At 70.4% G+C, this 20,746-nt stretch carries 14 protein-coding genes and 3 pseudogenes; 8 read left to right on the top strand and 9 right to left on the bottom strand.

Features of this window, described 5'->3' with window-relative positions; all coding sequences use genetic code 11:
* Window positions 1-85: 85 nt before the first annotated feature.
* Window positions 86-1,069 (top strand): GDP-L-fucose synthase family protein, encoded by a 984-nt coding sequence (locus tag ACFVXE_RS30040; RefSeq protein WP_389675882.1) that lies wholly within the window; start codon window positions 86-88, stop codon window positions 1,067-1,069.
* Between the two features lie 118 nt (window positions 1,070-1,187).
* Here ACFVXE_RS30040 and ACFVXE_RS30035 read toward each other — a convergent pair whose 3' ends face one another.
* The gene (locus tag ACFVXE_RS30035; protein WP_389675880.1) at window positions 1,188-2,696 is read right to left on the bottom strand and encodes an exopolysaccharide biosynthesis polyprenyl glycosylphosphotransferase; all 1,509 of its coding nucleotides are present in this window, start codon (window positions 2,694-2,696) and stop codon (window positions 1,188-1,190) included.
* 364 nt (window positions 2,697-3,060) lie between these two features.
* Here ACFVXE_RS30035 and ACFVXE_RS30030 point away from each other — a divergent pair, with 364 nt between their 5' ends.
* A complete protein-coding gene (locus tag ACFVXE_RS30030; protein WP_389675878.1) occupies window positions 3,061-4,326 on the top strand; it encodes an FAD-binding protein in 1,266 nt (421 codons plus the stop codon).
* Window positions 4,327-4,354: 28 nt separating this feature from the next.
* Here the strand turns inward: ACFVXE_RS30030 and ACFVXE_RS30025 are convergent, their stop codons facing one another.
* Complete coding sequence (locus ACFVXE_RS30025; protein ID WP_389675912.1) at window positions 4,355-5,350, bottom strand: MASE1 domain-containing protein; 996 nt, start codon at window positions 5,348-5,350, stop codon at window positions 4,355-4,357.
* Window positions 5,351-5,441: 91 nt separating this feature from the next.
* Complete coding sequence (locus tag ACFVXE_RS30020; RefSeq protein WP_389675876.1) at window positions 5,442-6,272, bottom strand: PP2C family protein-serine/threonine phosphatase; 831 nt, start codon at window positions 6,270-6,272, stop codon at window positions 5,442-5,444.
* Window positions 6,273-6,523: 251 nt separating this feature from the next.
* Here ACFVXE_RS30020 and ACFVXE_RS30015 point away from each other — a divergent pair, with 251 nt between their 5' ends.
* Window positions 6,524-6,823, top strand: coding sequence for a DUF1876 domain-containing protein (locus ACFVXE_RS30015; RefSeq protein WP_389675874.1), 300 nt, complete (start codon window positions 6,524-6,526; stop codon window positions 6,821-6,823).
* 132 nt (window positions 6,824-6,955) lie between these two features.
* Window positions 6,956-8,080, top strand: a complete 1,125-nt coding sequence (locus ACFVXE_RS30010) for an XdhC family protein (protein ID WP_389675873.1) — start codon at window positions 6,956-6,958, stop codon at window positions 8,078-8,080.
* Between the two features lie 160 nt (window positions 8,081-8,240).
* On the opposite strand, the gene ACFVXE_RS30005 is transcribed toward ACFVXE_RS30010, so the two are convergent.
* Entirely contained in the window at window positions 8,241-8,900 is a 660-nt protein-coding gene (locus tag ACFVXE_RS30005) for a TetR/AcrR family transcriptional regulator (protein ID WP_389675871.1), read from the bottom strand.
* 185 nt (window positions 8,901-9,085) lie between these two features.
* Here ACFVXE_RS30005 and ACFVXE_RS30000 point away from each other — a divergent pair, with 185 nt between their 5' ends.
* Window positions 9,086-10,204 (top strand): serine hydrolase domain-containing protein, encoded by a 1,119-nt coding sequence (locus ACFVXE_RS30000; protein ID WP_389675870.1) that lies wholly within the window; start codon window positions 9,086-9,088, stop codon window positions 10,202-10,204.
* A gap of 248 nt (window positions 10,205-10,452) precedes the next feature.
* Here ACFVXE_RS30000 and ACFVXE_RS29995 read toward each other — a convergent pair whose 3' ends face one another.
* On the bottom strand, window positions 10,453-11,757 hold the full coding sequence (locus ACFVXE_RS29995; RefSeq protein ID WP_389675868.1) for a pectate lyase: 1,305 nt from the start codon (window positions 11,755-11,757) through the stop codon (window positions 10,453-10,455).
* A gap of 377 nt (window positions 11,758-12,134) precedes the next feature.
* Window positions 12,135-12,269: pseudogene (locus tag ACFVXE_RS29990) on the bottom strand (transcriptional regulator); the annotation flags it as partial.
* Between the two features lie 2 nt (window positions 12,270-12,271).
* Here ACFVXE_RS29990 and ACFVXE_RS29985 point away from each other — a divergent pair.
* Together ACFVXE_RS29985 and ACFVXE_RS29980 are read left to right on the top strand one after the other, a co-directional pair.
* Window positions 12,272-12,403, top strand: a pseudogene (locus ACFVXE_RS29985) (short-chain dehydrogenase); the annotation flags it as partial.
* A gap of 630 nt (window positions 12,404-13,033) precedes the next feature.
* Window positions 13,034-13,705 carry a lamin tail domain-containing protein gene (locus ACFVXE_RS29980; RefSeq protein WP_389675867.1) on the top strand — a complete coding sequence of 224 codons (672 nt, stop codon included), beginning with the start codon at window positions 13,034-13,036 and terminating at the stop codon, window positions 13,703-13,705.
* A 163-nt stretch (window positions 13,706-13,868) separates the two neighbouring features.
* On the opposite strand, the gene ACFVXE_RS29975 is transcribed toward ACFVXE_RS29980, so the two are convergent.
* Both ACFVXE_RS29975 and ACFVXE_RS29970 read right to left on the bottom strand, forming a co-directional pair.
* Window positions 13,869-16,082 carry a hypothetical protein gene (locus ACFVXE_RS29975; RefSeq protein WP_389675866.1) on the bottom strand — a complete coding sequence of 738 codons (2,214 nt, stop codon included), beginning with the start codon at window positions 16,080-16,082 and terminating at the stop codon, window positions 13,869-13,871.
* Window positions 16,083-16,136: 54 nt separating this feature from the next.
* Window positions 16,137-18,209, bottom strand: a complete 2,073-nt coding sequence (locus ACFVXE_RS29970; RefSeq protein ID WP_389675865.1) for a SpoIIE family protein phosphatase — start codon at window positions 18,207-18,209, stop codon at window positions 16,137-16,139.
* Between the two features lie 228 nt (window positions 18,210-18,437).
* Here ACFVXE_RS29970 and ACFVXE_RS29965 point away from each other — a divergent pair, with 228 nt between their 5' ends.
* Window positions 18,438-20,327, top strand: a complete 1,890-nt coding sequence (locus tag ACFVXE_RS29965) for a rhamnogalacturonan lyase (RefSeq protein WP_389675863.1) — start codon at window positions 18,438-18,440, stop codon at window positions 20,325-20,327.
* A 320-nt stretch (window positions 20,328-20,647) separates the two neighbouring features.
* Here the strand turns inward: ACFVXE_RS29965 and ACFVXE_RS29960 are convergent.
* Window positions 20,648-20,746: pseudogene (locus tag ACFVXE_RS29960) on the bottom strand (transposase); the annotation flags it as partial.

Genomic DNA, 20,746 nt, shown 5'->3' with positions numbered 1-20,746 from the left:
GCTGTTGGTGCACCGAAATATCGGGATGTGACTGATCTGCGGCAAGACGTCACCGCGACGTACGGTTGCTGGCACAATCCGAACCATGACGACTGATCTCCCCGGCCCTCCCCAGGAATCCGTCCGCCCCCTCCTACGACCCGGCTCCCGCATATTCGTCGCGGGCCACCGGGGTCTCGTCGGCTCGGCAGTGGCGCGCCGCCTCACCGCCGAAGGCCACGAGGTGATCACCCGCGGCCGTGACCGGCTCGATCTGCGCGACGCCGCACCGACCGAGGCGTTCCTCCGCGATGTCCGCCCGGACGCCGTCGTCCTGGCTGCCGCCAAGGTCGGCGGCATCATGGCCAACAGCACCTACCCGGTGCAGTTCATCGAGGACAACCTGCGTATCCAGCTGAGCGTGATCGCCGGCGCCCATGCCGCCGGGGTCGAGCGGCTGCTCTTCCTCGGCTCGTCCTGCATCTACCCCAAGCGCGCCCCGCAGCCGATCCCCGAGTCCGCCCTGCTCACCGGAGCGCTGGAGCCGACCAACGAGGCGTATGCACTGGCCAAGATCGCCGGCATCGTCCAGACCCAGTCGTACCGACGGCAGTACGGCGCCTCCTACATCAGCGCCATGCCCACCAATCTCTACGGGCCCGGCGACAACTTCGACCTCGAGAGCTCGCACGTCCTGCCCGCCCTGATCCGGCGCTTCCACGAAGCCCGCACGGCCGGCGCACCCGAGGTCACCCTCTGGGGCTCCGGCAGCCCCCGGCGCGAATTCCTCCACGTCGACGACCTGGCCGCCGCGTGCCTCCTGCTGCTGGAACGCTACGACGGCGACGACCCCGTCAACATCGGCTGCGGTGACGACCTGACCATCCGTGAACTCGCCGCCACCGTGCAGGACGTGACGGAGTATCAAGGTCGCGTCGCATGGGACGCGACGAAGCCCGACGGCACCCCGCGCAAGCTGCTCGACATCTCCCGGCTCTCCTCTCTCGGCTTCAAACCGCAGGTTCCGCTGCGTGACGGCATCGCCCGGACCTACGCCTGGTGGCTGGATCACCAGGGTGCCCAGGGCTGACGGCGCAGACCTGGTCCTCCGTCGGGCCGGGCGGGGCGCCGCGCAGCGACGGCGGCCCGCCCGGCCGGCCGCGGACGGCCGGCCGAGGTTCATCTCCCGCATCCGATTCCCGCCGCTCTCAGTACGCCCCGCGGCCGTCGGTGACGGCGCGCAGCGTACGGGCCATGAGTCCCAGGTCGGTGGCGACCGACCAGTTGTCGACGTACCACAGGTCGAGCGAGACGGTCTCCTGCCAGGACAGGTCGGAACGCCCGCTGACCTGCCAGAGCCCGGTCAGTCCGGGCCGTACCGCGAGCCGTCGGAGCTCGCGCTCGTCGTAGCGGGACACCTCTTCCGGAAGAGGCGGACGCGGACCCACCAGGGACATGTCGCCCCGGGCCACATTGAGCAGCTGCGGCAGCTCGTCGAGCGAGGTCCGGCGCAGCACCCGGCCGACCCGTGTCACCCGAGGATCACGACGGATCTTGAACATCGGACCGTCGGTCTCGTTGTCCGTGGCGAGCTGCGCCTTGTGGGCCTCGGCGTCTTCCACCATGGTGCGGAACTTCCACATGGTGAACGGCAGGTTGTGCTGTCCCTGTCGGGTCTGCCGGTGGAACACCGGGCCGTCGGAGGTGAGCCTTATCGCCGCTGCGATCAGGGCCAACAGCGGTGCCAGCAGCGCGAGTCCGAGCACCGCACCGGTGCGGTCGACCGCGCCCTTGAGGATCATCTGCGGCCCCCGGCGCAGCGGGGGCGCGATGTGCAGCAGGGTGAGCCCGGCCGCGGAGGCCGGCCTTACCCTGCCCGCCGTGATCCCGGAGAGGCCGGACAGCACGGACAGCGGCAGCCCGCCGTCGTGCAGCCCCCAGGACAGCTGCCGCAGCCGCTCCTCGGACAACTGCGGCCCGGGTATGACCAGCGCCAGGTCGGCGTCGTGGGCGAAGGCTCCGCCCAGGACCGTCGACACGTCGTCGTCGGCCGGTGCCGGTGCGAGGTGTCCCGGCACCGGGGTCTCGCCGGCCAGTGCCGCCTTCCCGACGGGTATGGCGGCAACCACGGTGTAAGCGTGGTCCGTTCGGGATCCGAGCAGCCGCACCGCCCGGTCCACCTCCGGAGCCTCGCCGACCACCAGTACGCGATGCTTCGCGCGCCGCCGTGTTCCGGGCCAGGGGAGCCGGCTGCCCACCGACACGGCGACGGTCACCAGCAGGCCGGGCAGGAGTGCCAGGACCGCGGTCACCGGCCTGACAGGCTCGGCGGACACCGTGCCGAGTACGGCCAGCAGCCCGACGAACAGCAGCCAGTCCCCGGGCGCGGTCAGCGCACCTCCGTGATCCCCCGGGCGCCGAGCAGCGTAGCGGCGGCGAGCCGCCCTGACACCGCACCACACCAACGAGGCGGCACCGGCGGCGAGATGGGCCTGCGGCTGCCCGTCCGCCCGCAGTACCAGCCAGGCCGGGACCCCGAGCCCCAGCAGATCGGCGCCGACGACGAGCGGCAGGTGGCGGCCCGGCCCCCTCCTCGGTCGCCGTGCCTGGTCAGAACGTTCGCGCTGTACGGTCGGGGCACTCCAGAGCTGTTCAAGTTCCTTGCTCGGAGGCCTGGTTGACGCGTTCCGCGGTCGTGGCGCCCCCGCCAGTCCCACGGATCCCGGTATCTCGGATTCGGGTAGCTCGACATGCCCCATGAACCCCCCAGTCACAGTTGCATCTCCACAAACGGGACGCATCCGCCGATCCCATGGACTGACGGATGCGCCCTCGCTCGGTGCACGATATCCACACACGTGCCATTTCGCTGGAGTTCTCGTGAAGTTCAGACATCAACGACGGCCCGAATCTCGTCCCGATCCGCGCTGGATGGAGAGGTCTGTGGTCGGCTGTTGGCATTTGGGAGGTTCCGCACTGGGATTATGCGCGGACATGTCACATAGTCGTGCCCCCTCCACCGCATCTGGGAGAATGCAGCGTACGGCGGCGAGCGCCGTCTGACGTGAAAGAGGGCGAGCGGTGACTCCCGCGGAGAAGAACTGGGCCGGAAACATCACCTTCGGGGCGCGGCGCTTGCGCACCCCCCGCTCGGAGGCGGAACTTCAGGAGATCGTGGCGGCAGGGACGACGATCCGGGCGCTCGGCACCCGGCACTCCTTCAACACCGTCGCGGACACGACCGGCGAACTCGTCTCGGTGGCGGAGCTGCCCCGCGTCGTCGAGATCGACCGCGAGGCGTCGGCGGTGACCGTGAGCGCGGGAATGCGTTTCGGGGAGTTCGCCGGCGTGCTCCACGAGAACGGCTACGCCCTGCACAACCTGGGGTCGTTGCCGCACATCTCGGTGGCCGGGGCCTGCGCCACCGGAACGCACGGCTCGGGCGTGGGCAACAGCTCCCTCGCCGGGGCGGTCCGGGCCGTGGAGATGGTCACGGCCGACGGCCGGACCGTGGAGCTGAGGCGTGGCGACGCGGACTTCCCCGGGGCCGTGGTCGCGCTGGGTGCCCTGGGAGTCGTCACCCGGCTGACCCTGGACCTGGTGCCCGCCTTCGACGTACAGCAGTGGGTGTACGAGGACCTGCCGGTGTCACGGCTCGGCGACACGGACGGTTTCGACGAGGTGATGTCCGCCGCGTACAGCGTCAGCCTCTTCACCGACTGGCGGGGCGGCCCCGTGGGCCAGGTCTGGCTCAAGCGGCGGGTGGACTCCGAAGGCGTACGGCAGGCGCCGGCCGAGTGGCTCGGTGCCCGTCTCGCGGACGGTCCCCGCCACCCGATCCAGGGCATGCCCGCCCGGAACTGCACCCGGCAGGAGGGCGTCCCCGGCGCCTGGCACCAGCGGCTGCCGCATTTCCGGCTGGAATTCACCCCCAGCAACGGGGACGAGCTGCAGTCGGAGTACTTCGTGGCCCGGCGGGACGCCCCGGCGGCGTTCGAGGCCCTGAACCGGATCCGTGAACGGATCGCCCCGCTCCTGCAGATCTGCGAGATCCGCACCGTGGCCCGCGACGAGCTGTGGCTCAGCCCCGCGAACGGCCGCGACTCGGTGGCCTTCCACTTCACCTGGGTCCAGGACACCGCTGCCGTGACGCCGGTCCTCGGCGCGATCGAAGAGGCACTGGCGCCGTTCGGGGCGCGACCGCACTGGGGCAAGGTGTTCACGACCTCGCCCGGCACACTGCGCGCGCTCTACGGGCGGTACGCCGACTTCGAGAAGCTGATGGCCGGGTTCGATCCGGAGGGCAAGTTCCGCAACGACTTCATGGAGCGTCACTTCCCGCAGTGATCCCTTGCTGCGGCCGGCGTGATCCGGATCAGCGGCCGTCGCGTCCGTCCTTGTGCCGGGACGGCCACGCGGTCGCCGATCTTCCCGGCGCCAGATGGTCCACCACGTCGGCCAGCTCGTCGCAGGCCTGTTCGATCCTGCGCCGGATGTTCTTGTCCTCGGTGACGATCGCTGCCAGCAGCAGTGCGGTCAGTGCCACGCAGCCGTTGAGCACCGCCAGATTGAGCATGACATCCAGGACGGTGTGCCCGGCGAACGGTCCCACTCCCTGGCTCCCCGCGACGATCGCCAGCACGGACAGCAGCAGGGCGCACGGTGCGCTTCCCGCCAGCTGGAAACGCAATGCGGCCCAGATGAGCAGGGGGAACACCACATAGAGCATCGACAGGGAGCTCCTGGTGGCCACCAAGCCGAGCCCGACGGAGGCGGCTGCCAGGGCGGTCGCCTCCACCCATCGGTCGGTCCTCCGGGGCAGCCGCGCCTTGCGCATGACGAGCAGGAAGGGGGTGATGATGAGCACCCCCATGGCATCGCCTGCCCACCAGGCTGCCCAGACCGGCCAGAAATCCCCCGTGGGGACCCTGCCGGTGAGGACCTGCACCGCTGTACGCACGGATGCGCTGATCAGCATGGCGGCCATCGCGCCGAGGAAGACCAGGGCCGCCCCGTCTCGCAACCGGTCCATCTCCCGCCGGAACTCTGCCCTGCGGAGCATGAGGTACGCGCAGACCGGCGCGACGGTGTTGCCGGCGACGAGGGCCAGGGTGGCGAGGTCGATCGAGCCTCGACTCACGGCGACCACGGCCAGGGAACCGAGGGCGATGCCCGGCCAGACGCGCAGGCCGAGGTAGAGGAGGCTGGTGAGAGCGACACCCGTAGTCGGCCAGAGCGGTGTGACCCGGGCGCCGTGGATGTGCACCTGGACGAGAAGACCGATCTGTGCCACCCCGTAATACGCGGCGGCGACGGTGAGGATGGTCAGGGCGGCAACCGCCGTACGTCGGGTTCCCTCGCTGCGGATCACAGCTCTCATCAGACACCGGGGCCCGTGGCCGGGGACTGTGTGACACGCTCGGCCGGGGCCGCTCAGGGCGTGGGCCCGGCGTCACCGGCCGTCACGTGCCGCATGGGGAGGCGTCGTGGCGCAGGACGAGCACGGCGGCATCGTCCTCGTGACCGGTGCGCTCCGCCGCCTGCAGCACCGCGTCGGCCAGTTCCTCGGCTCCGGCCGAGGCGCGTGAGGCAACCAGCCTCTCCACCGCGTCCAGTCCTTCCTCGATCGGGAACGACGGCCCTTCGACCACTCCGTCGGTGAGCAGCACGAACGCCCCCGGAGTCGTCAGCCGGCGCCGGGTGACCGGGTACGTCCGGCCCCCCTGAATGCCCAGCGGCAGGCCGCCGACGTCATCGGTGATGCCCGACTGCCCGTCGACCGTCGCCCACACGGCCGGCACATGTCCGGCGCGAGCGGTGTCGAGTTCCCAGGAGCGCGGGTCGAGACGGACGAACGTGCAGGTCGCGAAGAGAGCCGAGTCGACCGAGAGCAGAAGGTCGTTGGTCCGGTCCATGATCTCGCCCGGATCCGCTGTGGTGGCGGCCACTGCCCGCATTCCGAACCTGATCTGCCCCATGAACGCGGTGGCCTCGACGTCATGGCCCTGTACGTCCCCGATGGCGAAGGCGAGGGTGCCGTCCGGCAGCGGAAAGCCGTCGTACCAGTCACCGCCGATGTCCAGGCCGCTACGGGCCGGAAGGTAGCGAGCGGCGGTCTGCAGGCCCGGGAGCGCGGGCAGCGTGGCGGGAAGCATCTCGCGTTGCAGCGCTTCGGCCAGCTCCACACGCGCCTGGTGCAGCTGCACCTCCTGGCGTGCCCGGGCGGTGAGCCGCTGCAACGTGGTGAGAAGCTCTTCGGCACTTGCTGAACGGGGAGGACGACGCCTGGTCATGGGCCGCTCCGCAGTGCATTCGTCGGCGAACCGCACGCAGACCCCGGCGGGGGTGGCACGGATCCGTTGCGGGCCGCTCCACGGTGGCCCTCTGCATCCTATGCGGAGGGCGAGGACGCCGCAGTGCGAGCCGCCGCCGGCGGGACGTGCCGGGGCCCGGGGCGCGCGAACGGGCGCGGGTGGAGAGATGCTGAGCAGAGAACCGTGTCGTGGCTGCTCGAGGTGGCCGGACGCGGGGGAGGAGGCGTGTGATGAACCGGACGCTGGAATGGAAGGTCAACCTCGAACTGTCCGAGGACGGCGGGACGACCAGGGCGGAAGCGGTGCTGGACACCGGTAGCGACAAGCTCACCGGCCATGGTGTGGCCCGCTGCAACCCGACGGACGTCGACATTCCCGCCATCGGTGACGAGCTCGCGGCGAGCCGTGCGATGAAGGACGTCGCGGGTCAGCTGATGAGAGAGGCGGACCGTGAGATGGAGGCGGTGGGAGCCGGAGCGCCCAAGGGGCCGCTCGGCAAGCCGTACGCCTGGACGGATGTTTCGAGATAGCCGGCCCGAGCGGCATCCGAGGGGCCTTTGCTTCCGAGGCCGTCCCGCCTCCTGGAGGAACGTCCGATGACACGATGGTGAGGCCCGGCCCGTCCACCGCCGCCTGCACCGGGGTGTGCGGACCGGAGGGCCATGCGTGAGATCCTTCCGGCGCTGCACCGCTGGTACGCCTCCGGCGAGCCGTTCGGTCTCGCCACCGTCGTCGCGGTCAGCCGCAGTGCGCCCCTCGGCCCCGGGGCGTCGATGGCGGTGGGCCCCGGCGACGAAGTCGTGGGCAGCGTCTCCGGAGGCTGCGTCGAAGGAGCCGTCTTCGAACTGGCCGGGGAGGTTGTGGAGAGCGGCCGCGCGCAGCTGCGGACCTTCGGCTACAGCGACGAGGACGCCTTCGCCGTCGGACTCACCTGCGGAGGCGAGATCACGGTGCTCGTACGGCCCGTTTCGGCCCTGACCGACCCCGCCTTCGGTGAGGTCGCCGCGTCGGTCGCCGCGCACCGGCCGGTGGTGGTGGCCACCGTGACCGACGGCCCTGCCCCGCGCGGCGCCGCACTCGCCGTATGGCCGGACGGTGTGTCAGGTTCCCTCGGCACGAGCGGCCTCGACGCGGCCGTGACCGCCGACGCGCGGGGCGAACTCGCCCGGGGAGCAACGGGTCTGCGGCACTACGGGCCGCGCGGCGAACGGCGTGAGGACGACGTGGCCGTCTTCCTGCAGTCGTTCGCGCCTCCGCCGCGCATGCTGGTCTTCGGTGCGATCGACTTCGCCGCCGCCGTGGCCCGGATCGGCGCCTTCCTCGGCTACCGGGTCACCGTCTGCGACGCGCGTCCGGTCTTCGCCGACCCCCGCCGCTTCCCGGCCGGGGCGGAGGTGGTCGTCGACTGGCCGCACCGGTACCTGAGCGGCACGGAAACCGACGAACGCACCGTGATGTGTGTGCTCACCCACGATCCGAAGTTCGACGTCCCGCTGCTGGAGGTGGCGCTGCGCGCCCCGGCCGCCTACATCGGGGTGATGGGCAGCCGCCGCACCCATGAGGACCGCCTGGCGCGGTTGCGGGAGAACGGACTCGACGAGACGGAGCTCGGGAGACTGCGCTCGCCCATCGGCCTCGACCTCGGTGCCCGTACCCCGGAGGAGGTGGCCGTCTCGATTGCCGCGGAGATCGTCGCGCTGCGCTGGGGCGGCACCGGCATCCCTCTGACGGACACCGCCGGGATGATTCACCGGCCGCGGCCCGAGTCCGGTGAGCCGGTCGGCTAGGGCCTTTCGTTTGGATCATGCTGGGCTCGCGGGGTCCGGCACCGCACCTCGCCGCGTTGTCGTCGGTCGTCAGGGCTCCGCCATGACTCCCCCTCCTCCGCCTTGCGATGCACGGCACCAGACCCCGCTCCCTGATCCAGCCTGATCCAGACGAAAGGCCCTAGCTCGGGCGGATCGCGGCCTCGATCTGGGCGAGTTGGGCGGCGAGGATCTCTTCGAATGCGGCGCGGCGGTCCGCCCCGAGGGGACGGACGTCACGGGCGAAGTGGGCCAGGGCGGGGAAGCGTTCGGGGTCGGCGCCCAGTACCGCGACGCGGAACAGCTCCATGCCCTGTTCGTGTTCCTTGGGGGTGATGGTGCTGACCCCGGCCTCGGAGGCGATCAGCGCGGCGAGGAGGACCGCGATCCGGTGGTAGCGCGCCGGGATCTCCTCGTCGGGCAGCCCCGAGGCCCGCAGGGCCTGCAGCACCTCTTCCATGATCAGCCGGGAACCGGTGCCGCTGGACGCGTAGCGCCCCCAGACCGCGGCGACCTGGGGCTGTTGACCGAAGGCCGCTCTCACGCGCAGCGCCACGGCGGTGATGCGCTGCTTCCAGTCACCCTCGGGGCGGTAGCCGTCCATGGCGGCCGCGAGGATCCGGTCGGCGAGCGCCCGTAGCAGTTCCGTCTTGCTGCGGAAATGCCGGTAAAGGCTGGAGGAATCGGTCCCGAGGGCCGCGGCAAGCTTGCGCACGCTGAACGACTCGGCGTCGCTCGTGCGCAGCAACTCCGCCGCCGCATCCAGGATCTCCTCGGTCGACCAGCGCCTTCGGCCTGCCATCTGACTCCTCTCGCCGGTTCTCAGCCTAACTTATGCACTTGGCGTTGCACGCACCGCGTGCATAATGAGGGCATGAGCGCGCCGAGGAGCCGGCAGGAGGCGGGTCGGCGTGCTGCCCCTGCCCTGTGACCCGGGTCGGCGACCGACGTGGAGTGCAACCCGGGGAATACGAAAGGACGCATGCTGTGAGGAACCCACTGGATCCCGCGGAGCTGAACGCCGCCCTGGAGAACGTCCACCGCGCCGGGATGCCGGGCCTGATCGCCGAGGTGCGTGACGGTGACCAGGTCTGGCGCGGCGCCGCCGGGGTCGCCGATGTCGCCACCGGTCGCCCCGTCACCGCCGACATGCGGCACCGCGTCGGCAGCGTCACCAAGACCTTCACCGCTGCCGCGGTTCTGCAGCAGGTCGAGAGCGGTCGAATCGGTCTCGACACGCCGATCGGCCGGTACCTGCCGAGGCTGGTTCCCGGAGAACGCGGAGACTCGATCACGGTCCGTATGCTGATCAACCACACCAGCGGTATCGCCGAGTACCTCCCGTACGCCTACCCTTCCCTCAGGGCGTTTCCCGCCCTCGCGGACACCGGGCCCCAGAGCCTGGACGACAACCGGCTCAGGCGGTTTCACCCCACCGAGCTGATCGAGATGGGGGTCACCGCACCTGCCGTCGGCGCCCCAGGTGGCACTCCGGGGGTGTACTCCAACACCAATTACCTGCTCCTCGGCGAACTCCTGGAACAGGTGACGGGCACTACGGCCGAGCGGTACATCACCCGGAACGTCATCGAGCGCGCCGGGCTCCGGGACACCGAACTCCCCGCCGGACCGTACGTCGACGGGCCGCACTCGCAGATCTACGAGGCGTGGTTCGGCATGATCGACCCGCCGTGCGACTACAGCGTCTACGACATGTCATGGGTGGGGCCGGCGGCCTCGCTGATATCGACCGTCTCGGACCTCAACCGCTTCTTCGGCATGCTGCTGGCCGGCGAGATCGTCGGCCCGTCGTCGCTGGCGCAGATGCAACACACCGTCCCGGTCGTCTCCCAAGAGGGCAGGACGATCGACTACGGCCTCGGCCTGCACCCGATGGAGGCTCCCGGCCGGGGCGCCTTCTGGGGCCACGGCGGCACGGTCTGGGGCGCTGGAGCGCTGGCCATGACCCGTGCCGACGGCGAGCGGCAGATGGCCGTGGCGGTGAACCTGCAGAGGTGGAACAGGCTCGACTCCTCGGGCAGGCCGCAGCCTCATCCCATCGACGACGCGCTTGCGGTCTTTTACCGCGTGGCGATGTACGGCTGACCGGGCCGGACAGTTTCTGCCGGCTGGCCGGGCCACCGCGGGTACGCCACACGGCGGTTACCTTGCGGCCGGTGTCCGAGCCAGGACGTATCTGCCGACGGCGTACCGCTGACCGCAGGTGCAGCAGCGGCGGCAGAACCGGCCGGGCAGCTGTCCCCAGGCCCACGGTGCCGACGGCACAGGGCGCCCACCCCCCCCGGGGCTCGTCCGACGGGGTGGGCGCCCTGTGTGACATCCGCGACCGACGGTCAGTCGACGTAGGTGATGTCCGAGGCGGAGTAGAGGCAGTTCGTGCCGTCCGCTCCGGTGCCGATCTTTGAGGGTTCGCCGCTCGTCACACCCTTGTACTTGGTGCAGATGTCGATATCGGCGTCGGCGTCGTCGTAGATCGTGATGCCCGAGAACTGGGCCGTGTCACCGTAGTTGGTGTTGATGCCCACGATGGTGTCGCCCGGCGAGGTGACCCAGATGTTCTGCAACTGGACGTGCCGGCCGTACATCGTGGAGCAGTTGCCGCACGAGCGGTACAGCTTGCCGAAGTCCTCGACCTGGAAATTCTTGATGATCAGGGTGCCGGCGCCGTTGTGCTGGAACACCTTGTCGTCCGCGAGCCTCGCGCCGCCGCCGTCGACCGTACGGACCAGCGACGAGGAGCTGCCGAGGAAGGTCGCGGCGTCCTCACCCACGTCCTCCCACCACACGTTCTTGAGCGTGCAGGCGCCCAGGCAGTGGACGCCGTCGGCGGCGGGGGACCCCAGGATGACGTTCTGCAGTGTGGCGCCGTCGGCCAGCTCGAAGAGGGCCGGCTGGTCCTCGTCCTGGCCGTCACTGCCCAGGTCGCCGCTGCCGTAGAAGCGCTTGAGGCCGCCGTCGTAGCTTCCGGACACCGTGATGGTCGCCGTCACGGCCTGGCTGCCGTTGGCGGAGGGCCATGCGGGCCGCGACCCGGGTGGTGTGGTGGGCGGAGTCGTCGGGGGAGTGGTCGGGGGATCGGTGGGGACCGATCCCGACGCGGTGAAGGTCCAGCGCTTGCTGGTCACCGAGTCGCAGGAGTTCTGCTGGACCAGCGCGCCTGCGGCGGTCGAACTGTCCTTCGTGTTCAGGCACTTGCCACCGTTGCTGTTGACGACCTGGTAGATGCTTCCGCTGACCGGGGTGAGCGTCCACACCTGGGCGGCGCCGCCGCAGGTCTGCTGTTCCACCGCCTTGCCCGCGCTGGTCGAGGCGTCACGCACCCCGGCGCACTTGCCGCTGTGCGAGGCGGTCAGGGTGTAGCCGCTTCCGGAAGCGGTGAGACGCCACGTCTGGTTGGCGGCGCCGGTGCAGGTGTTCTGGGAGAGCTGGACCCCGACGGAGGTTCCCGAGCCGGGAACCTCCAGACACAGTCCGCTGCCGACGTTCGACAGGCTGTACGAGCCTGCTGCCGGGGCGGCCGTGGCCGAGCCGGTGGCGAACAGCGCGGTGAGGGCTGCGGCGATCAGTGAGACGACCGCGATGAACGAGGCGGCTGCCCGGCCGCCTCTCCGTCTGGCATGCTGATTCTCTGTGCGCACTCGGTATTCCTTTCACCGCCTGCGGCGTCCTCCGCAGGCACCCGTGAGGTGGTCTGTGCGGTGGTAAAGGCATTTCCTCAGTCGCGAAACGAAGTTCCGCATGCTGAACCAAGTTCTTGTACGCGAACAACGGTGACGGTACGTCAACTGGAACTGACGGTCAATGAGTTGGTGAGAGCGGGCGCGGGCGGGTGCGCGTTCAGCGGCGCCGATGGCTGATTACCGCCAACCTCTATGGCTCCGGCTGTAGTTGAACGCCTCCGGTGCCGAGGGTTCGGCGGCGCCGCACGCGGCTCCCGCGGTATGTCCGGCCGGCGGAGGCACGGCGCGGGCGCCGGACGCGCGCGCATCCCATGCCGGACAGCCGGTGCCCATCCGACGAGCGACTGGGTGCCCGGCACGGTGAGCAGTGCGAGGCGCTCGGCGTCCGGGGTCCCGGGCTCGGTCGTGTAGATCATGATCCGCAGGTCGCTGCCTGCCACGGTGAGCACGTCGCAATCCAGCATCAGGGTGGACGGACCTCAACGGGAACACCGGCGTCCGGACTGTCGAGGAAGGTGCCGAGATCATCGTCCGCATGGCACAGGTGGGCCCGGACGGTCCGACCGGCGGCTACTTCGCCGCCGATGGACCTCTTCCCTGGTAGGGCTGTGGGGCTCCGCGCCGGCACGGGCGCGTCCGCCGCCTCGCAGCAGTGAGCTGCTGTCCCTCCGAACGGTCGGGGCACCCGCGTCGCGCCCTGTCGTGCGGCGTCGCCGCCCACCGCGTCGAGCCGAACGGGTGGGACGCGGGCCGCGAAGGCCTCCAAGGCCCTCCTGTTGCGGGTTTCCGGCGTATCCAGGTCGTGCCCCTGACTGCCGCCGCGTGTCCGCATGCGGTGACTCAGCCGAACAGGCTCTACCAGGCTAGAACGTGCTTTCTCGTTCCATCGGGTAATGGAACGGATGTTTAGGGACGTATGGGCGGCTGCTGTTACAAAAATCCGAACGACTCCGGCTCGGCCCGTGCGGGTGTGGGTCAAGGGGTGCTGCGGCGTGTTGACCTCCGTCAACCGCTCACGCACGGGTGGATGCAGCGGACAGGGATTGACAGGTGCCCGAGCGATCCGGTGCGTGAGGATTACAGGCGCGTGTGACGGAAATGTCTGTATTTCGTAACACGTATCGGGGCGTCTTTCGTTAGTCGGGCTACCGGGCCAAAGTGTGCGTTCTCGGCATCACGCCGGGACCGAACAACGCTCGGACCGACGGTCCGGGCCTGCACCTGAGGGGTTTTCATGTCCCATTCCGCACGGCGGCTCACCGCTACCGTTCTCACCGCCGGCGCCCTGGTAGCTGCCGCCGCTCTCCCGGCCGCCGCCGACAGCCACGTCCGGCCGGCTCAGTACTCGGCCGTCGTGCTGGGCGCGATCCAGTACGACAGCCCCGGTCGCGACACGGGCTCGAACCGCAGCCTCAACGACGAATGGGTCACCGTCAGCAACACCAGCCGTCACACGGTGAACCTCCGTGGCTGGACCCTCAGCGACGAGAGCCGCCGCACCTACCGGTTCAACCTGAGCCTGGCCGGCCGCTCCTCGGTGCGGGTCCACACGGGAATCGGCCGCGACACCAGCCGTGACGTCTACCAGGACCTCCGTCGCTACGTCTGGGACAACAGCGACACGGCGACCCTGCGTGACCAGCGCGGTTACCGGGTCGACTCGAAGTCCTGGGGCCGTGACTACGACGACTGGGGCAACGGCCGTGACCACGACGGCCGCCGTCACGACGGCCGTGACGGCCGCGACCACAACGGCCGCGACCACAACGGTCGGGGTCACGACGACCGCGGCCACGGCAGGAACAACGACGACCGCGGTCACGGCCGCGGCCACGACGAGCACGGCCACAACGACGGCCACAACGGTCGCGGCCACGACGACCGCGGTCACGGCGGTCGCCACTGACCCGCTGATGTCCGCTCCCTGAGAGGGGAGCGGCCCTCGATTCCTCCGATCGCGGCGCACCGCGGCCCACCGGGCCGCGGTGCGCCGCCGTGTCGGGCCGCTGCCGGCCCCGGCCACGAGGACCGTGACCACCGACCAGGGGCTCCGTACGGTGGGCGCCGGGTCAGGAGCCGGCGGACCGGTGCGCGACGCGTTCCGTGTTGAGCGTGTCGACCGCTCCCCGGGCGTCACCGATCGTCGTGTAGTCCACGGCGACGAAGTTCACCGGGCCGCCCCGCTGCCGTTCGCAGCGGCGGGCCCGGTCCAGCACCCAGGCCCGGGCGTTGACCTTGCCCGCATCGAGCCGGCTGCCGCCCGCCACGGTGATGAAATGGTTGAGGAGGAAGAGCCGCTTGCCGGTGCCGCCGCGGTGAGGGACACAGCTCATCTGCTCGGGGCTCCGGAAGGAGAACGGCGTCTCCATCCCGTACCGGTAGAAATTCCGGTACCACGGCGCCGGCCCGTCGGCCTCCTCCGCGAGGACCACCAGCCGGCGGCCGCTGTCGATCATCGCCCCCAGCGTCGGCCACGGCTTCGCCGGGTCGGCGTCCGGCGTGAGGACGAGATCGGTCAGCCCGGCCTCACGGAACGCCCGCTCGGTGTCCTCGCCCGTGATGGCGTCCTGGACGATCAGGGTGAGCACCTCCGTCGGATGGGCGCGCATCCAGGTGCCGATCGACTTCAGTGCGGGTACCAGCTCGATCGCGCCGGCCCGGCAGACGGCATGACAGAGCCACAGACCTTCGCGCGGAGGGTTGACGCGGTCGACCGCCGCAGCGATGAGCCTGCGCTGTTCCGGGGAGAAGTCGGGGGAGTTCAGCCGCTGGGCGATCTGCCCCGACGTCTCCCAGTAGTACGTGTCGAGCTGCATGGCCCGCACACCGTCGTTGAGCTGACCGGTGATGTCCGGATCCTGAAGCGGACCGATGAACCGGTCGGCGGTGGTCGACATGGCGTTGTGCGAGGTCAGGTAGGCGACCTCGTCGTACCCGCGGTCGCACAGGTGCGGGCTGCCCTCGCAGATGCGTGGGGCCGGCGGATTGACGCCCAACGGCACCAGCAGGACACCGGCCAGCGCGGCGCAGCTCGCTCCGGCCGCCACCGCCCGGACACGGCGGAGCGTGTACGCGGCACGCGGGCGGAGCCGGAGCACCCGGCCCGCGCACATCAGGAGCGCGCCGATCGCCAGCGGAACGGCGGCTGTGGTCAGCGCGGTGACAGCGATCCGGTCGAACGCGGCGTGCTGCAGGTCGTCGACCAACCGGATCAGACTCGGCGGCCAGGAGCCGGGCGGTGTGACCACCCGTCCGCCGGTGACCGACCGGGCGATCAGTACCGTCAACGCGGTGAGGACCGCGCCCGAGGCGAGTGCCCCGCCCAGTGCCGTCAGCCGGCGGGCGGAACCCGCAGGTCCGGCGAACCAGAGGACGGCGAGCGCGGCGATGCCCAGCACGGTGGCGATGGCCTCGACGAGGGGCAGCCCGAGACGGGTGTAGATGCGCGCGCGGTGGACTGCGTCCAGTTCGTTACCGGAGGCGGCGAGCGTCTGGGTGATGTCCCATCGGCCGCCGTCGACCGCGGTGCGCAGGCCGGCCGCCGCGGCACGGGTCCGGTCCGAGACCGCCGCCGGTGCCACGGCGGCGAGCGCGGTGGCCACATCCCCCTCGGCCAGCGCGACCGATACTTCGGGGCGAAGGGCCGCCCGGCGGTCCGCGGGGACGGCGCCGAGCAGCCCCTCCGTGGCCCGGGCGGCCTGTTCGGTGGAGAGCGGCAGGGACGGCAGACCACGTGGCACCCGCCCCGCGACGAGCTGTCCGAGCGCCGCGTTCAGATCGGCCGAGAACGCGGCGAAGTCCGGCTCCGGCCGGTTCTGCACCGAGGCGACCAGGTCGCCGAAGTACAGCTGCGTGAGATCGCCCAGGTTGTTCACGACCGGCGTCAGGTCGGCCGTCAGCTGCAGAGTGTTCCGGTCGCCGCGGAGATATCCGGTCACACCGCCGATCTGCTGGTGGGTGAACTCCCGCACGGTGGCAGGCGGCAGCACGACCTTGATGTTGGACGTCACCACCGCCTCCGGGACCGGCAGCCGCGCCAGGAGGTCGCGAGTGAGACCCGAGGCCTCCGGATCGACCAGCACCTGGTCGTACAGCCGGTCGTAGGCCCGCTGGCCGTCCAGGACCGACTGGTAGAACGACGGGGACAGCACGGTGCTGCGCGCCGTCGCGGTCAGGGCCATCACCAGGGTGCACAGGGCGGCGACGACGAAGGCCACGGTGCGCAGCGGGTGCGGCACCGCGCGGGCCACCTGCGATTCCCCGTGGGACGTCTGCCTGCCCATGCCCTTATGCTCCGTCCCCACGCGGATCCGGGCGAGCGGAGGCGGTTCGCCGCGTCATGCGCGCCCGGGAACCTCCTGCTCCGTCCACAGCGCCTTGCCCCCCCGGCCGTACCGGGTGCCCCAGACGGTGGCGAGCTGGGAGACGATGAACAGCCCGCGACCGCCTTCGTCGACGGTCCGGGCATGGCGGAGGTGCGGTGCCACCGGACTGCTGTCGTGGACCTCGCAGGTCAGCGAACGGTCCAGGATGAGCCGCAGATGCAGCGGCGGGGTGCCGTAGCGGACCGCATTGGTGACCAGCTCGCTCACGATCAGTTCGGTCGCCTGGACCGTCTCCTCGTCGAGCTCCCAACCGTCGAGCCGGTCGCGTACGAGCGTCCGGGCGACGGCGGGCGTCGTCCGGTCGTGGGCCAGTTCCCACGTCGCCACTCGTTCCGCCGGGATGGTTCCGGTACGGGCGAGGAGGAGAGCGGCGCCGTCCGGATGGCTGTCGGCGGGCAGGCTGTAGACGACGCCGTCGCACAGCTCCTGCAGGGTGCGCTCGGGGTGGGCCAGCGCGTCCCGTACCCGAGCGGTGGTCTCCGCGTCGGGCAGCAGAGCGCTGGTGCCGAACGCGAGGATGCTGCCCTCCTCGAGTTCGAGGGTGGCGGTCGCGAACGGGGAACTGTCGGTGGAGAAGAGGGCGGGTCCCTCGGGTGCCTCGAAGGGCGGCGTGCTGCCGTCGGGCGCGATGACGATCGGCTCGGGGTGCCCCGCCAGTGCGATGGTGCAGCTCCGCGAGAACGGGTCGTAGATCGCGTACATGCAGGTCGCCGTCAGTGACTCGCGGTGCAGGGCGTCGCCCGGCGGGAGCGCGGCCCGCTCGACGGCCAGCCGGTCCGCCGTGTCGTTCAGCCGGGCCAGCACCTCGTCGGGCTCCAGATCGAGACCGGCCAGCGCGTGGATGACGGTCCGCAACTGCCCCATGGCGATGGCAGTCTGCAGACCGTGCCCCGCGACATTGCCGACCACCAGCGCGGTACGGGCCCCGGACAGACTGATCGTGTCGAACCAGCAGCCGCTGTTGCGCCCGGGAAGCAGGAGATGCGCGGTGTCGAGGGCGACCCTGGCACCCTCGCTCTGGGGAAGCAGCCGGCGCTGCACCGTCGACGCGATGACATGGTCGCGTTCGAACCGGCGCGCGTTGTCGATGCTCAGCGCGACATGCGCGGCCGCGGTCAGCGCCAGAGTGACATCGTCCACGTCGTACGGTTCCGACTCCCCCTTGCGGTACAGGCTGATCAGGCCGATGACGGCACCGCGCAGCTTCAGCGGGACCACGATCAGCGAATGGGCCCCGGAGGACCGGACCAGCCGAGCACTCTCGGGGTCCGCGCCCAGCCACTCGGTCCCCGCGTGGAGTGCGACCCGACGCGGACGCAGATCCGACACCGCCAGCGCGAACGGCGTACGGGCGGGCAGCCGCCGGGTGTCACCGAGGTCGTCCTGGTTGCTGGTGCCGTCGAGACCGCGCTGGGCGGCCCGCCGCAGCGGGACATCGGGCCCCAACGGGCCGACCGGAGGATCCGCTCCGCGCAGCACGTCGTCCACCACTTCGACCGCGACGAAGTCGGCGAAACGCGGCACGAGCGCTTCGACGAGCTCTTCGCAGGTGCTAGCCACGTCGAGGAACCGGCCCACTCCCTTGCGCACCTCGGCCAGGCACGCCGCCCGGGAGCGTGCCTTCTCGCGCTCGGTGACATCGACGACCGCGGACAGCAGACCGAGTGTCCGACCCTGGCCCTCCAGCCGGTAGACGGAAACCCTGAAGACGCGGTTCGGTCCGGGCACGTCCTTGAGAGCGCCTCGGATCAGCCGGTCGCGCAGGGGCACCCCCGTGTCGAGCACCTTCTGCAGCAGATCGCGCACCTCGTCCGGCCTTGCGAGGTGATACGCCTCGGTGATGTGACGTCCGAGCAGGTGCTCGCCGAAGGCGGCATCCGTCGGATCGCTGACCCGCACCACCCGCAGTTCCGGATCGAGGACGTGCAGGCCCACCACGGACTGCGAGAACAGTCTGTCGAGGAGCGCCGCCCCCACACCGTCCGTCGCCGTCCAGGAGGGGACCGGTGCGCCTGCGTCCGACACGGGTCCACCCCCATCCGGCTTCCGGCTCTGCCTGCCTCCGCGACCGGCAGGTGCGTGTTCAAGCCTCGGCGTTCGCCGCTCGCGCTGCCACCGAGAGGCGCCGGACGAGTGAACCGGGTGCCGGAGCCCACGCCTCTGCTCCGGCGGCTCCCGGCGGGGCGGCAACCTTTCGGCTTCCGGCGGTGACTGACGTGATGACACCCGCCCCCGTCCCGAAGGTGCGTACCCATGACTCACCCGCATCGCCGACCCTTACGCAGACGCCGTGCCGGACGGCTGCACACCCTCGTCACCGCGCTGTCGGCCGGCGTACTCGCCGTCACCGGACTGGTCGCCGTGGGCCAGACCTCGCAGGCTGCGACGGCCCGGCAGGCCGAGCAGCTCGACCGCGGCGTCGTCAGCGTGCACACGAGCACCGGCAATCTCATCAGCTGGCGCTGGCTCGCCGACGACCCCGACAACGTGGCGTTCAACGTCTACCGGGCCGGAACGAAGGTCAACGCGTCGCCGGTCACCGGTTCGACCAACTACTTCCACACCGGGGCGCCGGACTCCGCCGACTACACGGTTCGCGCCGTCGTCGACGGCGTGGAGCAGAGCGACTCGGTGCACGCGATCCAGTTCCGTGCCGGGTACAAGGACGTGCCTCTCAGCCCGCCCCCGGGCGGTACCACCCCCGATGGCGTCGCCTACACCTACGAGGCCAACGACGCCTCCGTCGGCGACCTCGACGGGGACGGCGCCCTCGACTTCGTGCTGAAGTGGCAGCCCACCGACGCCAAGGACAACTCGCAGTCCGGTTACACCGGCGACACGATCATCGACGGGATCAGGCTCGACGGCACCCGGCTGTGGCGGGTCGACCTCGGCCGCAACATCCGCTCGGGCGCGCACTACACCCAGTTCCAGGTGTACGACTACGACGGCGACGGCCGGGCCGAGGTGGCCGTGAAGACCGCCGACGGCACCACCGACGGAACCGGCAAGGTGATCGGCAGCTCGTCGGCCGACTACCGCAACTCCTCCGGTTACGTGCTGTCCGGGCCCGAGTATCTGACCATGTTCAACGGCGCGACCGGCGCGGCCATGGGAACCGTCGACTACGTCCCGGCCCGCGGCACCGTGTCCTCGTGGGGCGACTCGTACGGCAACCGCGTCGACCGCTTCCTCGCAGGAACGGCGTATCTGGACGGCGCCAGACCTTCGCTGATCATGGCGCGCGGTTACTACACCCGTACCGTCATCGCCGCCTGGGACTGGCGGGGCGGCGCCTTCACCCGGCGCTGGACCTTCGACACCGACAGCTCCACGAACTCCGGCAAGGGGTACGACGGACAGGGCAACCACCAGTTGTCGGTCGCCGACGTCGACGGTGACGGCAAGGACGAGATCGTGTACGGCTCCATGGCCGTCGACGACAACGGGAACGCGCTGTGGACCACGAAGAACGGCCACGGCGACGCGATGCACGTCGGTGATCTGGACCCCTCCCGCTCGGGCCTGGAGGAGTTCAAGGTCGACGAGGACGGCTCGAAGCCGTCGTCATGGATGGCGGACGCGAGGACCGGCCAGATCCTCTGGTCCACCCCGGCCGACGGCGACGACGGGCGGGGGGTTTCCGACGACATCTGGTCCGGCAGCGCGGGCGCCGAGTCCTGGTCCTCGGCCGCGGACGGAATCCGCAGCCCGAAGGGCACCGTGGTCGCCGACCGCAAGCCCTCCAGCACCAACTTCCTTGCCTGGTGGGACGGGGACACCACCCGTGAACTCCTCGACGGGACCCATATCGACAAGTACGGCACCTCTGCCGACACCCGCCAGCTCACCGGCGCCTCGGTGCACTCCAACAACGGCACCAAGGCGACCCCTTCGCTGTCCGGCGACATCCTCGGCGACTGGCGCGAGGAAGTGGTCTGGCCGACCACCGACAACAAGGCTTTGCGTATCTACTCCACCCCGTACGAGACCGGCACGAAGATCACCACGCTGCTCCAGGACACCACCTACCGCACGGCCCTGGCCTGGCAGAACACTGCTTACAACCAGCCACCGCACCCGAGTTTCTTCATCGGCAACGGGATGGCGACGGCGCCGCGGCCGACCGTGTCCCTGCCCTGAGCTGCGCAGAGACAGTCTTCGGCATTCACGGGATGGCGGCTGCAAGTGATCCGCTTGCAGCCGCCATCTTCATGATCGTGGGCGCCTGGGAGAATCTGGGGAGATCTATTCGAAGTCGAGGATCTCAGTGGCCTCACCTACCTCGCCTGCTGCGCTCACGCTCCCGTCAGGAACCTTCCGAGCGCCGCCCTACCCCTGTTACCCGACTTCGCCATGAAGTGCACGTAGGTCCGCAGCGTGAACGCCGGATCGCTGTGGCCGAGCCATGCAGCAAGCTGGGTAATGGTCTCGCCCTCGGACAGCACGACGCTAGTGCCGCATCAGGCAACGTTTGCCCTGTCGACGACGGCGCGTAGGTGCCGGTCGTCGGCGTGGCGGTTTCGCCAGATGATGTAGCGGCGGATCATGCTGCCCTGCTC

This window comes from Streptomyces sp. NPDC058231 (assembly GCF_042882275.1).
Taxonomy (GTDB): Bacteria; Actinomycetota; Actinomycetes; order Streptomycetales; family Streptomycetaceae; genus Streptomyces.
The sequence above is the reverse complement of the archived record's forward strand: the minus strand, read 5'-3'. Positions and strand labels throughout refer to the sequence as shown.